The sequence below is a fragment of the Paenibacillus montaniterrae genome (assembly GCF_018403185.1).
GTDB classification, from domain to species: Bacteria; Bacillota; Bacilli; order Paenibacillales; family Paenibacillaceae; genus Pristimantibacillus; species Pristimantibacillus montaniterrae.
In genome coordinates this window covers 778,424-793,500 of record NZ_BOSE01000002.1, presented here as the reverse complement: position 1 = coordinate 793,500, position 15,077 = coordinate 778,424, and the positions used below count along the sequence as shown (strand labels likewise).

General features: G+C 41.5%; 17 protein-coding genes. 15 read left to right on the top strand and 2 right to left on the bottom strand.

The features are described 5' to 3' along the window. On the bottom strand, positions 1-664 hold a 664-nt coding region (locus tag KJS52_RS09165), incomplete at its 3' end, for a hypothetical protein (RefSeq protein WP_213514422.1). A gap of 53 nt (positions 665-717) precedes the next feature. Here KJS52_RS09165 and KJS52_RS09160 point away from each other — a divergent pair. The 13 genes from KJS52_RS09160 to KJS52_RS09105 all read left to right on the top strand — a co-directional run bounded on the left by KJS52_RS09160 (position 718) and on the right by KJS52_RS09105 (position 12,912). Further along, positions 718-879 (top strand): hypothetical protein, encoded by a 162-nt coding sequence (locus KJS52_RS09160; RefSeq protein WP_213514421.1) that lies wholly within the window; start codon positions 718-720, stop codon positions 877-879. Between the two features lie 306 nt (positions 880-1,185). Continuing rightward, positions 1,186-2,067, top strand: a complete 882-nt coding sequence (locus tag KJS52_RS09155) for an aminoglycoside 6-adenylyltransferase (RefSeq protein WP_213514420.1) — start codon at positions 1,186-1,188, stop codon at positions 2,065-2,067. Between the two features lie 102 nt (positions 2,068-2,169). Next, complete coding sequence (locus KJS52_RS09150; RefSeq protein ID WP_213514419.1) at positions 2,170-3,216, top strand: McrC family protein; 1,047 nt, start codon at positions 2,170-2,172, stop codon at positions 3,214-3,216. Further along, a complete protein-coding gene (locus tag KJS52_RS09145) occupies positions 3,216-4,244 on the top strand; it encodes a macro domain-containing protein (RefSeq protein ID WP_213514418.1) in 1,029 nt (342 codons plus the stop codon). Before KJS52_RS09150 ends, KJS52_RS09145 begins: the two co-directional genes overlap by 1 nt. Before the next feature lie 115 nt (positions 4,245-4,359). Next, complete coding sequence (locus KJS52_RS09140) at positions 4,360-5,013, top strand: vWA domain-containing protein (RefSeq protein ID WP_213514417.1); 654 nt, start codon at positions 4,360-4,362, stop codon at positions 5,011-5,013. A gap of 291 nt (positions 5,014-5,304) precedes the next feature. Then, positions 5,305-6,099, top strand: coding sequence for an AraC family transcriptional regulator (locus tag KJS52_RS09135; protein ID WP_246563359.1), 795 nt, complete (start codon positions 5,305-5,307; stop codon positions 6,097-6,099). Between the two features lie 474 nt (positions 6,100-6,573). Next, on the top strand, positions 6,574-7,503 hold the full coding sequence (locus KJS52_RS09130; protein WP_246563340.1) for an ABC transporter permease: 930 nt from the start codon (positions 6,574-6,576) through the stop codon (positions 7,501-7,503). Between the two features lie 12 nt (positions 7,504-7,515). Then, complete coding sequence (locus KJS52_RS09125) at positions 7,516-8,385, top strand: carbohydrate ABC transporter permease (protein ID WP_213514415.1); 870 nt, start codon at positions 7,516-7,518, stop codon at positions 8,383-8,385. A 94-nt stretch (positions 8,386-8,479) separates the two neighbouring features. Beyond that, entirely contained in the window at positions 8,480-10,201 is a 1,722-nt protein-coding gene (locus KJS52_RS09120) for a type 2 periplasmic-binding domain-containing protein (protein WP_213514414.1), read from the top strand. 115 nt (positions 10,202-10,316) lie between these two features. After that, positions 10,317-10,595 carry a hypothetical protein gene (locus KJS52_RS09115; protein ID WP_213514413.1) on the top strand — a complete coding sequence of 93 codons (279 nt, stop codon included), beginning with the start codon at positions 10,317-10,319 and terminating at the stop codon, positions 10,593-10,595. Further along, positions 10,555-10,692 (top strand): DUF6199 family natural product biosynthesis protein, encoded by a 138-nt coding sequence (locus KJS52_RS28005; RefSeq protein ID WP_507763533.1) that lies wholly within the window; start codon positions 10,555-10,557, stop codon positions 10,690-10,692. Before KJS52_RS09115 ends, KJS52_RS28005 begins: the two co-directional genes overlap by 41 nt. Positions 10,693-10,844: 152 nt before the next feature. Continuing rightward, the gene (locus tag KJS52_RS09110; RefSeq protein ID WP_213514412.1) at positions 10,845-11,645 is read left to right on the top strand and encodes a sensor domain-containing protein; all 801 of its coding nucleotides are present in this window, start codon (positions 10,845-10,847) and stop codon (positions 11,643-11,645) included. A 76-nt stretch (positions 11,646-11,721) separates the two neighbouring features. Next, complete coding sequence (locus KJS52_RS09105; protein WP_213514411.1) at positions 11,722-12,912, top strand: winged helix-turn-helix domain-containing protein; 1,191 nt, start codon at positions 11,722-11,724, stop codon at positions 12,910-12,912. Between the two features lie 207 nt (positions 12,913-13,119). Here KJS52_RS09105 and KJS52_RS09100 read toward each other — a convergent pair whose 3' ends face one another. Continuing rightward, positions 13,120-13,434 carry a helix-turn-helix domain-containing protein gene (locus KJS52_RS09100; RefSeq protein WP_213514410.1) on the bottom strand — a complete coding sequence of 105 codons (315 nt, stop codon included), beginning with the start codon at positions 13,432-13,434 and terminating at the stop codon, positions 13,120-13,122. 379 nt (positions 13,435-13,813) lie between these two features. Between KJS52_RS09100 and KJS52_RS09095 the strand changes: the two genes are divergently transcribed. Both KJS52_RS09095 and KJS52_RS09090 read left to right on the top strand, forming a co-directional pair. After that, positions 13,814-14,332: a YfiT family bacillithiol transferase gene (locus KJS52_RS09095; RefSeq protein WP_213514409.1), complete on the top strand. Its 519-nt coding sequence runs from the start codon at positions 13,814-13,816 to the stop codon at positions 14,330-14,332. A 159-nt stretch (positions 14,333-14,491) separates the two neighbouring features. Continuing rightward, complete coding sequence (locus tag KJS52_RS09090) at positions 14,492-14,980, top strand: GNAT family N-acetyltransferase (protein WP_213514408.1); 489 nt, start codon at positions 14,492-14,494, stop codon at positions 14,978-14,980. Positions 14,981-15,077 lie beyond the last annotated feature (97 nt).

The following is a 15,077-nucleotide window of genomic DNA, read 5'->3' as shown; positions in this document are numbered from 1 at the left end:
GCCAAATGCTAGAGAAGAGCGGATACTCCAGCCCATTCTTACACACCGCTTGCAAGACAACCAGATTCATGCACCAGCCATAGGACTTGGTAGAGGCATCAAAAAGCCTGGACAGAAACGGCAGCTTTTTCGCAAATGGGTGCGCTATATGGGTGTCGTCCAGGTTAATCGAATCTCCTTCATGCAGAGCGGTATCGGGATCGGCTTGCAGTCGCTGGACACGCTTCTTGCCAAAGGAACGCCAGGCGAAAGGCGTCGTAAAGAAGCGGCTGAGTGTGTATTGTGCGAGTTTGTAGGGCTTAAACATAAGCGCAAGAAGGGCGTCCTTATCGGCAAGCATGGCCATCTGGTTGACCGATGAACAACCTGAAACCAAGCCAATGACGTACATAAAACAAAGCATCCAAGACGGTGCACCGCTACGCTTGAAGATGCCAGACTGTGTAAGGAGCAAAGAAAAGTCGAAACGATCCCATAAGGTGCGCAAAAGAGGTGCGCCAGCGCACGCTCCATGCATCAGTTTCCGAAAGCGTGGTTGTTCCAATGTTGATTTCATAAACATCACCCAAAATTCTTTAAGATATACCGGTTTAAAAAGGTATCCTTCACAATTATTTAGGCGATTTTTATTTGTCAAGTATTTTTTTGAATGATAACTGTTCATCTATTAAAGTCTTGCTCTTACAATTGTTGGGGCGAACTGCATAAGTCCTGTATATGAGTGATTTTGATTTTGATATCATGCATAGAACATATCACTCTTATTTTACTTCTACTAACGGTGACTTTACTTTTTACGTGGGACAAGACAATATTACTAATGAAATTCATGACGGTTATGATTATGAACTAGAGAAATTAGATAAACAACCAGATTAACTTAAACAACTCAGAAAGCTGCCTCTACAGAAAGTTTTACTCCTAACTTCCAGAATACTCCGAGCTCGCGAGTACGTCTACTCATCTCTTTGTTTAAATGCTCAAGCAGGTTGGCAGGCGAGAACTTGCGGGTGCCCATTATGTTAAAATAATTGCAAAGAGACTTCCGGCCCTTCTTTCAAGAATATAAACCTCAGCGGGATGAAGCTTTTCTTCCGTACATCAGGTCCTGCTCCGACCTAAATTGCAATAGCATATATTCTAGAATACTATGTTTAGTATATTTGAAGATTTGGAGGGGAGTACATGAGAACTGAAAAAGAAATGTTTGATTTAATACTAGGGGTTGCTCATACGGATGAACGAATTCGAGCGGTATATATGAACGGATCACGAACGAATCCGAATGCTCCTAAGGATATTTTTCAGGATTATGATATAGTTTATGTAGTAACCGAAACGACTTCTTTTATAAAAGATGAAACATGGATAAATGTCTTTGGTGAATTGATTATGATGCAAGAGCCTGATAAAAATGACCAATCTATTGGTATAGAGATGGATTTCGCTCGGTCTTACGCATATTTAATGTTATTTACAGATGGAAATCGTATAGACCTTCAAATCGAAACTAAAGAATTTATGCTTGAAAGTTACGTTAGTGATAAGCTGACAATTCCACTATTAGATAAGGACAACTGTCTACCAATCATTCCTGCCCCCACAGATATTGACTATCGTGTAAAAGAGCCTACGGAACAGTTATTTTTGGGTACTTGTAATGATTTTTGGTGGTGCCTGCAAAATGTAGCCAAAGGAATTTGGCGCGATGAATTACCATATGCGAAACAAATGTTTGAACAGGTTATCAGACCTCATTTGGATAATATGATTTCATGGTGGGTAGGCACCAAACTTGATTTCCAAGTTTCGATTGGAAAAATGGGAAAGTATATGAAAAAGTATCTGCCTGAATCATATTGGGAATTGTATAAGGCAACTTATTCGGATAGCAATTATGAAAATATGTGGACCTCGATATTTACTTCGTGTGAATTGTTTAGGGTTCTAGCCAAGGATGTCGCTGAATATTTTCGATATTCTTACAATGCCAAAGATGATGCCAATATGACTAATTATCTTAAGCATGTCAGGGAATTGCCTATTGATGCAAAAGGTATTTATTGAGTGTATTAAGCAAATGCATTCCTTCGATTAGACATACTTAAATCAAAAAAATCATTATTCCCCTCTAAAATTCTATTATAATTGTCAAAGAAGCTGATAACGATGACTGATGGTACTGTTATAGAGATTCTTCCCAAAATCTTAGGAGGCGACATTACCGAGGGCGACACAAAGCGGATTTTCCTTGAGATGCTAAAAACATTGAAGGACGTAACGTTTAAGAATTTTAATGTTTCACAACTCCATGTTGACCGCCTGAGCCTTCTCGAAATTTTTATTAAGATGTTCCTTGACGAGGTCGCTATTCTAACGAAGCAGGGGATAAAAGCTGCTTATACACCAGTCGAAGTAAATGAACGGTTCTATAAAGGTAAGCTGCTGGCTTCCCAGAATATTAAATACAATCTGGTAAACAAGGAACGATTTTTTGTCTGTTACGACGACTTCAATATAAACAGACCGGAAAACCGTCTGATCAAGTCCACACTTCGTTTTCTGCGTAATACTACGAGTGACGGACGCAACCGTCAAAATGCTGTCCGTCTGCTGAATTATTTTGATAGTGTGGAATATTCCAAAAGCTATGATTCGGACTTCTCAAAGTGCTTTGTCGACCGCGGTATGAATCATTACAATAAGGTTCTTTCGTGGTGCCGTGTTTTCTTGCAAGGAAATAGTTTCACCGCTTTTGCCGGAAGCGAGGTTTCGCTTGCGCTTCTTTTTCCAATGGAAAAGGTGTTCGAGAGTTTTGTTGCCGCGAAGTTTTGCAAGCACATCGGCAGCGGCGTTATATTACGAACTCAGGATGCCAGATATAGTCTATTTGACAGTCCGGCCCGTGCCTTTTCCCTTCGTCCTGACATTGTCTTGGAATTTGATAGGCGCACAGTCGTTCTTGACACCAAATGGAAGCTGCTTTCTGACAATGCCCGAAACAGTGGTATTTCACAATCTGATATGTACCAGATGTATGCTTACGGTAAAAAGTATGAAGCAGACAGCATTGTCTTACTGTATCCCTATTCCGATGGTGTAAGCAAAAACGACATCAGATTTGCCTCCGATGACAATGTAAAGGTCAATGTTGCCTTCATTGACCTTAGGAATGCGGATAGCAGTATTTCTAAGTTATTAGAGGAGGTGTACTAATGCCATACACCATCGTACGTCAGGACATTACAAAAATGAAAGTCGATGCTATCGTCAATGCCGCAAACACCAGCCTGCAAATGGGCGGCGGTGTTTGCGGTGCTATATTCAAAGCTGCGGGAATACTTGAACTCCAAGCCGCCTGCAATATACTTGCCCCAATCAAAACTGGAGAGGCGGCGATTACACCGGGGTTTGCCTTGTCTGCAAAGTACATAATCCATGCAGCGGGTCCTGTCTACAATCATAGTATTGCAGAGCAAAGCGAGCAATTCCTACGCTCCGCTTACATAAATTCACTTCAGCTTGCCGTCAAGCATAAGTGTCAAAGTATAGCCTTCCCGTTGATTTCAAGTGGTATTTACGGATACCCCAAAGACGAAGCTCTGCAAGTGGCTACCTCGGCGATACTTGACTTCCTCGCTGATCACGATTTGGATGTGTACCTTGCCGTATTTGATAAGGCAGCGCTTGCTGTCAGTGAGAAACTACTCGGTGAAGTAGCCAGTTACATTGACGAACACTATGTTGAGGAACACAAAACAAGACGGCGTGCAATGCTCGATGTCGAGCGTTTAGCTCTTGAAGAAGCCGATCTCCTCAAAAGCTATACTGCTCCGCTGCCGCCAATAGCGATGCCGTCTGCTGCCGTACCAAACGCAGACCTTGACGATTTGATCGGAAATTTGGACGAGTCTTTCTCGACCACTCTTCTGCGGCTGATTGATGCCAAGGGTAAAACAGATGTGGAGGTCTACAAACGAGCCAACCTCGACCGCAGGTTGTTCTCCAAAATCAGAACGGGTAAAGGATATATGCCAAGCAAGCGCACCGCCATCGCTCTCGCACTGGCTTTGGAACTTACTCTCCCCGAAACGGACGACCTTTTAGAACGGGCTGGGTACACGCTGTCCCACAGTCAAAAGTTCGATGTGATTGTCGAGTATTTCATAATCAGTGGCAAGTACGATGTTTTCGAGATTAACGAAGTACTGTTTAAATACGACCTGCCACTGTTGGGTGGATAAGCTGATGATTACGCTGAATTTGCCTCTCAAAGGCAATTTGTCGCTCCTTAAGCGACCTTACGCTCGATAGGAAGTGTTACCCTTAAGTCACAATAAACTTAAGGAGGACATTTCAATGAAAAAAGGATTAACAGAACTGGTATTCATACTGGACAAGAGTGGATCAATGAGCGGCTTGGAAAAAGATACGATTGGCGGCTACAACTCGATGCTTGAAAAGCAGAAAGTGGTTGAGGGCGAGTGCCGCATAACGACGGTGTTGTTCGATAATAAGTACGAACTGCTTCATGACCGCATTGATATAAGGGCGGTCAGCCCGATTACCGAGAAAGAGTATCAAGTTGGCGGATCGACAGCGCTTCTTGATGCCATCGGAAGGACAATCCACAAAATTGGCAATGCTCAAAAGCATACAGCCAACGACTACCGTGCCGAAAAGGTGCTGTTTGTTATCATCACCGACGGGGAGGAAAACTCCAGCCGCGAATATTCAGCAGAGAAAATAAAGGCACTAATTGAGCAGCAAAAGAAAAATTATGGGTGGGAGTTTATCTTTCTCGGTGCAAATATCGACGCTGTTGAAACGGCGGGACGGTTTGGCATCTCCGCAGATCGCGCCCAGAACTACCATGCAGACAGAGAAGGCGTTGAATTGAACTTCCGTGTCATGAGCGAAGCGGTCGCAACATTCCGCGCATGTTCAGCGATGCCTGAAGGGTGGTATAACGAAATACAAATGGATTATAAGAAGCGTGGAGAGCGGAAATAAACTTAAGATTTGTTCTCGTGCATAAAAAACATTCAAGACATCAGTCGTGCCATGTAGATTGCAGGCTTGGTTGATAGAAAGCAAGATAATAATAAAAGTCCTGAACCCTCTTGCATACTCGAGGCTTCAGGACTTTTATCTTTTTAGCAACATTTCATAGCTTCACACCCCACATATATTTATAATTTCCTCCAAATTTAACCATCTCGTTGACAATTTTGTAGAAAGGTTGAATTATAGTAATAGGGGACAAATTAAAGGTATTATTTGGGAGGAGGAATCAATTTGTCAGTGGAAATTAATGACTTTTTAGTTCCTGATATCGGCTATTTGATCTACAGAAAGTGCACACCAGCATGGGAAATCGCAGAAAATGAAATTTCGTTTTATGACATCACTTATGTGATTGAAGGGAGGGGGATTTACACCATTAATGGCGTGCAATACGAGGTGAAGCGCGGCGATCTTCTTTGTATTCCAAGTGGCAGTATTCGTAAAGCCCATTGCGTCGTCGATGACCTTATGCACTTGTTCTCGGCTAACTTTAAGCTCTATGAAATGAGCGGACAACTAGCAGTCGATCTTCCACTTCCTTTACTGACGCATATCGGAATTAAAAGCGATCTCATCGGATTATTTCGAGAGTTATCCAATGCCTGGGTGCGTAAGGAAGCCGGGTATCTCATCAAAACGAGAGGTCTGCTGCTTGTCATTATTCATAGATTATTTGAGCTCATTCTCTTGAAAAAAGACCCCACGAGTACAGACTATCGGGTGAAAAAGGCGATTAGCTATATCTCTGAAAACTACGCGAGCAATGTTACTGTGAAAGAGATTGCCAATATGGTAGGGCTCAATACCGTATATTTTGGGGCGCTATTTAAAAATGAAATGGGAATGCTGGTCAATCAATATTTGGCGCAAACGAGAATTAACCATGCACAAGATATGCTGCTAAATGGCGAGTGCAACGTAAGCGAAGCTGCAGAGCGTTGCGGGTATAAAGATCTGTCGCATTTTCGAAAGCAATTTAAAATGATCAAGGGATATTCTCCATCTCAATGTCTCAAGAAACAACCGGAGTAGAATGCGCGCAGTCTTTTTCAAAAAAATAATCTTTAATTAGCCACTGTTACCTATATTCAGTCTATTGTCGGAAGGTATCTTCAATGCTAAATTATATTAAAGACAAAAGTGGTTTTGAAACCGCTTTAATTCAGAACAATTTTTGAATACTGGAGTTGATAAAGATACACCGTTGAAAAGTTTGCTTAGTAAAAATCACGTTGTTGTGACAGCGCTTACACAAAAATAGACAAGAATAGACAACAACAAGATTGGAGAAGGACCACCCTTAACCCTTGTAACGTACTCCTCTAAAAGTATGGCGTAAATTCGGAGCTTGCAGTTAAAGAACTGATCCGCGAATGAGCTTGATCAAGTTCGAAACAGATAAACTTAGACGCCAAACGATGATGGAGGTGTTGTTTAGATCAAGAGAGATTTATGGAACCTGCTATGAAAAGGGAATAAAAATTTATACGTAAGGCGGTAACATATATGTTAACTACAAATATGAGTAAATCGCTCACCTATATGAAACGTTACTGGATTCTGTATGCAATGCTGCTTCTCCCGTTGGCTTTCTTTATTATTTTCCGTTATATCCCGATGGGCTATATTCAAATTGCGTTCAAGGAATATAGCATTGTGAAAAGTCCTTGGGAGATGGAATGGGCAGCAAATCATGGCTTCGAATACTTTATTCAGGCATTTTCCAATCGCGACTTTCTTTATGCACTTAGAAACACCATCCTTCTTAACTTTCTAGACTTACTTGTTGGGTTTCCAGCACCTATCATACTTGCCATTATCTTGAATGAACTCGCGTTCAGAAGATTTAAGAGATTCACTCAAACGGTTGTTTATATGCCACACTTTTTATCTTGGGTAATCATTTCGGGGATGGCTCTTCAGCTTTTTGCACCGACGACAGGACTTGTCAACATCATGTTAAATAAGATGGGTTTTGAATCAATTCCTTTTTTGAATGACCCTACGTATTGGGTAATCACCTACATTCTGCTTGGCATCTGGCAAAGCTGTGGTTGGAACACGATCATTTATTTGGCCGCTATTGCCGGGATCAATCCAGAGCTCTATGAGGCTTCATCGGTGGATGGAGCAAGTCGTTTGCGAAAAATTTGGCATATTACGCTGCCAGGACTTCGTCCAACGATTATTGTGTTGCTGATTCTAAGTCTGGGACAAATTTTAGGCAGTGAATTTGACAGACCTTACGCACTCAGCAATAAGCTTGTCACAGATGTTTCGAATGTTATTTCCATATTCGTATACAACAACGGTATTCGTGGATTGCAGTTTTCACTCTCCACTGCCGTCGGTTTATTTCAATCGGTCGTGTGTGTCATATTTTTATTTGCAGCAAATGCGCTTGCAAAAAAATCTGGCGAACGCGGCATCTGGTAGGAGGGCTATAGCATGATTAAATCAAGAAGCACTAAAATCGGAGACTGGGTAATCGCTTTCATTTGTTTGTTGTGTGTTTTAGTCTGTCTCCTGCCGCTATTGAATATATTGGCACGATCGTTAAGCTCTGCGGATGCCTTGGTGAAAAATGAAGTATTGCTCTTGCCTAAAGGACTGAATTTCGATGCTTATATGACTGTACTAGGAGATTCCAAATACACCTGGTCGTTGCTATGGACAGCAATACTAACGGTGATCTGCACCGTTTGGTCGATGTTTATGACGGTGATGTGCGCATACCCGCTTATTTATGACAACCTGAAAGGGAAAAAGACGATTATCGCGATTATTCTCTTTACGATGTACTTTAGTGCCGGCACAATTCCAACCTATTTGCTGTTAAAGGAGCTACACTTGCTCAATAATCCGCTGGTATTGATTTTGCCAAACAGTATTAGTGTATTTTATGTCATCATAATGCGCAGCTTCTTATTTGGTATCCCAGACAGTCTTAGAGAATCTGCGGAGCTCGATGGAGCAGGACCGCTCAGGGTGCTTATAAGCGTCTATCTGCCGCTTTCTACTCCTGTGCTTGCAACGTTGGCTCTTTTCTACGCGGTAGGTCGATGGAACGGCTTCTCAGATGCGTTAATGTTTATGTCAGATAGAACCTACTTCCCTATACAATTGCTGCTTTACAACATACTGAACAGCATCACCAGTGTTGAGGTAGCTACACAGGAAGGCTTTTCAAACCCAGGCTTGTCTGAAACGATCAAATCAGCGACGGTTATGTTTGCAACTGTACCGATTTTGCTCGTATATCCGTGGCTGCAGAGATACTTTATCTCGGGTGTTACAATCGGAGCCGTCAAAGGTTAAGGGGCAAGCCAGGGGTCAGCACATGATAGAAATTGGCTATGTCAATTTTTATAAATCAATTCAAAATAGTTAATGAAAATAAGGGGGAACAAACATGGGATTTCGTAAAGCGTTGTCCATTCTGACGATCAGTGCTGCACTTGCGTTAGTTATTACAGGATGTACTAACGACAAACCTGCGCCATCATCTTCGCCAACTCCAGCAGCAGGTAATTCAGAATCTGCAACGAATACCGCTGAAGAGGGCGGCGATGCCAGATTAGAAGCGTTGGGTCTCGATTCCAATTTGAAATTTAAGGAGACTCGTAAAATTACAGTTGAGGTCTATGACCGTGGTAATGACGGAGGCACCAAGCCAGAGGATAACTTCTACACACAATATATTAAAGACGGTATGCTTCGCGACCATAATGTAGAGGTTACTTTCGTTCCTGTACCTCGTTGGACAGAGGGCGAGGTCATTAATAACCTTTTGGCAGGGAATCAAGCGCCAGATGTTAGCATCACCTATTCCTATCCAACCATTCAAACCTACGCGAATATGGGCGGTGTTCTTGACTTAGCTCCTATTCTGGAAGAAAATAAAGACCTTTTCCCGGACATGTTTGACTATTTAACGGAAACAAACATCTATTGGGACCAGGATCCTAACACGGGAACGTTATGGGCGCTGGAAGCGCGTTTGAATGTTCTTAACCGCATTAATACGTTTGTGCGCGAGGACTGGTTAAAGAAGCTTGGACTCGAAGCACCAACAACGCTGCAAGAGTTTGAAGATATGCTCATCGCATTTAGAGATAACGCTTCTACCCTTTTAGGAGCAGATGCGGACAAAATGATTCCATTTTCAACAAGCTTTGATGTAGGTTGGCGTGCGGATCATTTGACAGCTTCCTTCGTGCCTAACGATATTACAGATAAGGACATTTATATAAACGGCTTTGATGATCGAAATTTCCTTCTGCCAAATTACAAGGAAGGCATCAGAACGTTGAACAAGTGGTATAACGAAGGACTGGTCTGGAAGGACTTCTCACTTTATCCTGCTGGAGATACGACAGAGGATAATCTTATGAAGGTTGGCTATGTGGGCGCATTTATACACAACTGGGATTACCCGTACCGCAACGGTGAGGACAGTATTCATGCAAGCCTTCAGCGTCTTGTTGGACCAGATGCAGCATATGTCGCGATTGAACCATTTGCTAACGATGCTGGCGTGTATAAGAAGTTTTTATCCGGTCCTGTTGACCGTAAAATCTTCTTCCCGGCTACCAACAAAGAACCAATCGCTTCATTACTCTATATAAATTGGATTTCCAAGCTTGAGCATCGTATTTTCTTGCAATTTGGAGAGGAAGGCGTTACGCACGAAAAGCTGCCTGACGGTTCCTTGAAGACAATTGCGGCAACCGGCGAAAAAATTATGAACTCTCCAGCAAACATCGACTATACGATTACAAGCAATGGTCTTGACCTGGGCGATCCTGAATTGACCGTCAAATCAATTGCCAACGGTTACGCTGGTGTTGATTCCAAGTATATTGAGATTGCGCATAAAATTACGACTAATGAGGGACGCGTAGGCAAAAATGTCAATGTAGGCGAAATTAAAGCAGAGAACGGGCAAGGTCAAGCACTGAAAGAGAAGCGTGATACGATCTTGAACAAGGCTGTTGTTGCACCTGTTGACAAATTTGACGAGGTATATGATTCCGGCATGAAGGATTACCTTAACTCAGGCGGTCAAGCAATTATTGACGAGCGAAAAGCGGCTTGGGAAGCACTATTTGGTGATAAAACGATGCTGGATTAGTTTTGTACCGGCAGGAGAATGATAAAGCCTGGAGGCTTGTGCACATGCGCAAGTCTCCAGGCTTTTATTGTGATAGAATTATAATTGTTCATTAGTTCAAGCTGCGAGGTGCGAAATGGAAGCTAAAAAAATATTGAAGTTCACATTAATTGGATTAATGTGTATTGGGATTGCAATATGGGCGTACCAGTATTATGGGCAAAAAGTATTTTATGTGAACACCTATAAATATCAAGAAGCCAGCTCATCGGAAAATGTTACCGTATATACAACAAGACATGCAAATGACATTAAGCTAACAACCTATCAAGACTATAGAGAAATTGAAATTGTTTCGCGTAAAGGCACTACAGATGTTTTTATTTTATCTGTCTCACCGATTGGACGTTGTTGATCCGGAACCAAGCGATTTTTATTTTATTTCAACCAAATTGGGAGCAATATTTGGAATGGTTGCATCGTTTGTGTTTTTCAGCATGTCATTAAGTTAGTTGGAACGATATGTAGTTTGCATACACGCACGCCCTGGGCTAAAGGCTAGGATTAGACTGTTCCTAAGACGGTTATGACAGTCGAATAATACCGTTACAATGGATTCATAACTTAGAGCGTGAGCTTATGAATCCAAAGGAAGTGTTAATTAATGACGGCAGCTGAAGAAAATGCCAAGACACCGACAGGTAAAGTGAACTGGGTGCTTTTTAATTCAAAAACGTATGCGACGATTCTTTATTTTCTTTTATCTTTACCGCTAGGTATTATCTATTTTACAGTAGCGATAACGGGACTTGCGCTATCGATCGGTTTGACTCCGCTCTTTATCGGAATACCTATGTTTTTCGGAGTAGCAAAGCTATTAAATGGGATTGTACATTTTGAACAGAGCATGATTCGTCAAATATTGGGGTTACCGGCTGCTCCTGCTGCATATACTGGCAATCAACAATCTGAAGCTGGACGGAACTGGTTTATGCGAATGGTGAGAGGCTTTGATGGCGGGCTATTCATTCGGAATCTGCTGCTCGTATTACTGAGATTTGTAACAAGTATTTTGTTTTTTGTTATTACGGTAACTGTAATTGCAATAGGGCTTGGATTTATTGCCCTTCCAGTCGTGCATATTATTTTAATGAATGAAATGCAGCTTGATATTTTGGAAAATAGTGTTTTCAGTTATTTTCATATCGATTGGACCTATAATCAGCAATACCTTCTGTATGTAGGTTTAGGCATTGTGCTTTATTGGATCGCGCTTCGTGTCGTGAACGGGCTTATGCAAATTCAACGCAGAATTATGTATGTAGATGAACCTTATCAACCTGCGCGTCAGACAGGGCCGCACGAGGAGCAAATTCAATCGTCGGTTCAAGAGCGATATTATGAGCTGCCAGTGGAAAAGCCGACTCAGGAGTACATGCAGCCGGCCTATAGAGGAGAGCTTTAATATGCAAATGAAATTAAACAAGAACGTACGTTTGGTGTTTGTTTTCCAACATAGGGGTTAAGGAGCCGATGCATATATGATTCAATTGACAAATCGCCAGGCACGACAATTTATGTTATTGAAGCACGGACTGTTGGGTGAATATCAATTTACCGGAAAGCAGGGAGTATTGGATTTTGTTCGACAGGTCGGCTGTATTCAATATGATCCTATCGATGTTTGTGGAAAAAACGCTGAACTGGTACTACAGTCTCGGATTGAAGGATTTACTAAGAATATGCTTGACGAGTTGCTATATACAGATAGATTATTGATTGATTATCCCGACAAGAATCTGGCTATTATCCCGGTCGAGGACTGGCCGTATTTTGAACGGTACAGACAGGTGGCAAGACAACATGCTAAGCGCTATCCTGAAATGGAAAAGTTGACAGTGCAAGTGCGGGCTCACATCCACAAATATGGTGCAATAAGCTCGGGTGATTTGAAATTAGATGGAAATTTCGCATGGCAATCAGCTATCCATTGGAGCAGCGGAAACAATGCATCCCGATCGGTGCTAGAGCAGATGTACTCGACAGGTGAGTTAATTATCCATCATAAAAAAGGAACACGCAAATATTACGACATCGCTGAGAAGTACATACCACCAGATCTGCTGAATGCGCCAGAACCGTTGGTGGACGAGCTTGATCATTACAAATGGCGGGTACTACGTCGAATCGGTGCTGTTGGATTATTGTGGAATCGTGCATCAGATGCTTTGCTGCACATCTGGGGTTTGAAGGCAGAGCAGCGCAATGAGGTTTTCCGCCAACTGTTACAGGAAGCTCGCATTGTTGCTATTGATGTGGAACAGATGAAGGACGTGCTATACTGTCGTATGGAAGATTTACCGCTAATCGAAGTCGTCTTGCAAAATCCGGCACCGAAATTGCGCTGCGAATTGATTGCCCCACTGGATAATTTCATTTGGGACAGAAAATTAATTAAGGAATTGTTTGGCTTTGATTACACCTGGGAGATTTACACGCCTCCCGCTAAACGAAAATTTGGATATTATGTGCTGCCCTTGTTATACGGAGAAAGCTTGATTGGACGTGCTGAGATTATCGCGGAGCGAAAAGCTAGGAAGCTAGTCGTTAAAAACATTTGGTACGAAAACGGCGTCAAGCCAACAAAGCAATTGCGAGCAGCCTTAAATAATTGTTTTCAAGCTTTCGCATTATTCAACGGTTTAGAAGAGATATTGAAGCTGGATAATTAACGAGAGTCGGTCGTGTTAATGCATCGTATAGAACAAATATCTCGAATGCAAACATCTTTCTAAAAAATCAACTTTTTCTAAACAGCTCATGCTAATTAGCAGGGGCTGTTTTTGATAACTTGCAGTTTAACTTAAGCAAAAACTATCAAAAACTGCCCAAGCAATGGAGCTACTGTTTTCTATAAAAAAAGTGTTAAGGCGCTTCGTTTAACGGAACATTTCGTGCAGAACGCGGAATGCTCGTTCTTGCTCTTTAAGAAGCAGAATAATTTTCCATATCCATTCATCCTGTTGGTAAAAATCGAGTGGTTCTTGCTGTGTGAATAATGTATAGACGCTAATATGTAAAGCATCTGCTATTTTTTCTAAGGTTTGGAGCTGTAGATTTTGTTCGCCGCGTTCTACTCGCCCCACGTAGGTTCCTTGAGAGTCTAGCACTTCCGCTAATTGTTCTTGTGTCCATCCTTTTAAGAGGCGGTAGTGCCGTATGCGTTCTCCTATTGTTCTGGCAAATTGATTCAATGATCACACCTCTTTCTATAAAAAGTGTAGACCAATGATCTATTCATTATGCAGACCATTAAAAGTTCTGAAAAGTAATTTATTATTGAACTTACGAGTTCTTTTGTGTATAATTTCCATAAATTAGAACAGTTATAAGGGAGATCGTTTAATATCTATATCAATCCTTTTAGTAGGTAAGTATATAAACGTATACTCATACTCTATCCCGTTGATAGTATAAAGCGTGTTAACACTCCTTCTACACTAATATTAGAAGAATGGGCTGATGCCATTAAGCTTTGGCCGAGATTGAGGAAGATGATTAATTGACGAAAAGCAAGGTCATTGGTATATTAAACGTTAATCAAAATTCTTAAAATTGAAAAGAGGTCTGAACATGGATGTGAAGCTCCCAATTGGTCAATTACAAGTACCAGAAAAGGTAACATTGGAGCATGTTCAAGAGTGGCTAAAGCAAATTGAAACGTATACGATCCGCTTGAGAGAAGCTGTAGATTCATTAAATGATGAACAACTAAACAAAACCTATCGTGAAGGTGCTTGGACAGTTCGTCAGCTTGTACATCACATTGCAGATTCTCAGCTGAACATGTATCAACGCTTGAAATTAGCGTTAACTGATGACAACCCGTCCGTACCTGCTTTTGATGAAGAAAAGTGGGCGGTTCAACCAGACACCAAGCTTCCTGTAGAAAGCTCAATTCGAATGCTAGAAGGCATTAATGAGCGAATCGTAGCTTTAGGACAAACATTAACCGAAGAGCAGCTAGACCGAGTATTTATTCACCAGGTAAACGGTAAAATTACAGTAGCTAAAAAAGTTGCAAAATTAGCCTGGCATGAAGAGCATCATTTAGCTCATATTAAGCTCGCATTGGAAGATTACATGGAATAAAGGGCAAGATATCTGTGCTGTCTATGTTGGTAGAAAGGAATAGAGGGGCTTCTGCCTCTCTATTCCTTTCTTTATACCGTATCACAACCAAAGGGATTACTTTATATGCAATATGCTCATAATGATGAATAATAGAACTTATACATAGTGGGGGGAAGTATGAACATTAGAAAAGCAGCAGCAGGAGAACTGGATAGCATAATGTCAATATACGATTACGCTAGACAGTTTATGAAGGAAAATGGCAATGAAGATCAATGGGGTGATTCATATCCGGATCGACAACTCCTAACGAATGATATCCAGCAGGGGAAGTTATATGTCTGCATCGATAAGGACAACATTGTTGGCGTGTTTTATTTTGCTCAGGAGGAGGATGAAACCTATCAAGTGATAAAAGACGGTGCATGGTTGAATGATGAGCCGTATGGAGTAATTCATCGAATTGCTTCAGCAGAAGGAACGAAAGGGGTAGCAACCTTTTGTTTAAATTGGTCTTTTGAACAGGCAGGTAATATCCGCATTGACACGCATGTTAATAACAAGCCTATGCAGGGCCTATTGAAAAAGTTAGGTTATGTTTATTGTGGACAAATCGTGCTACCAGATGAATCAACGAGAATTGCATTTCAGAAGATATTATCATAGAAGGCAATCAAGTAACCTTCTATGAGGGGGAAGATGGCGCATTAATTTAATAGCCATGATCCTGCTGAGAAATATTTCGCAGAATCATGGCTTTTTT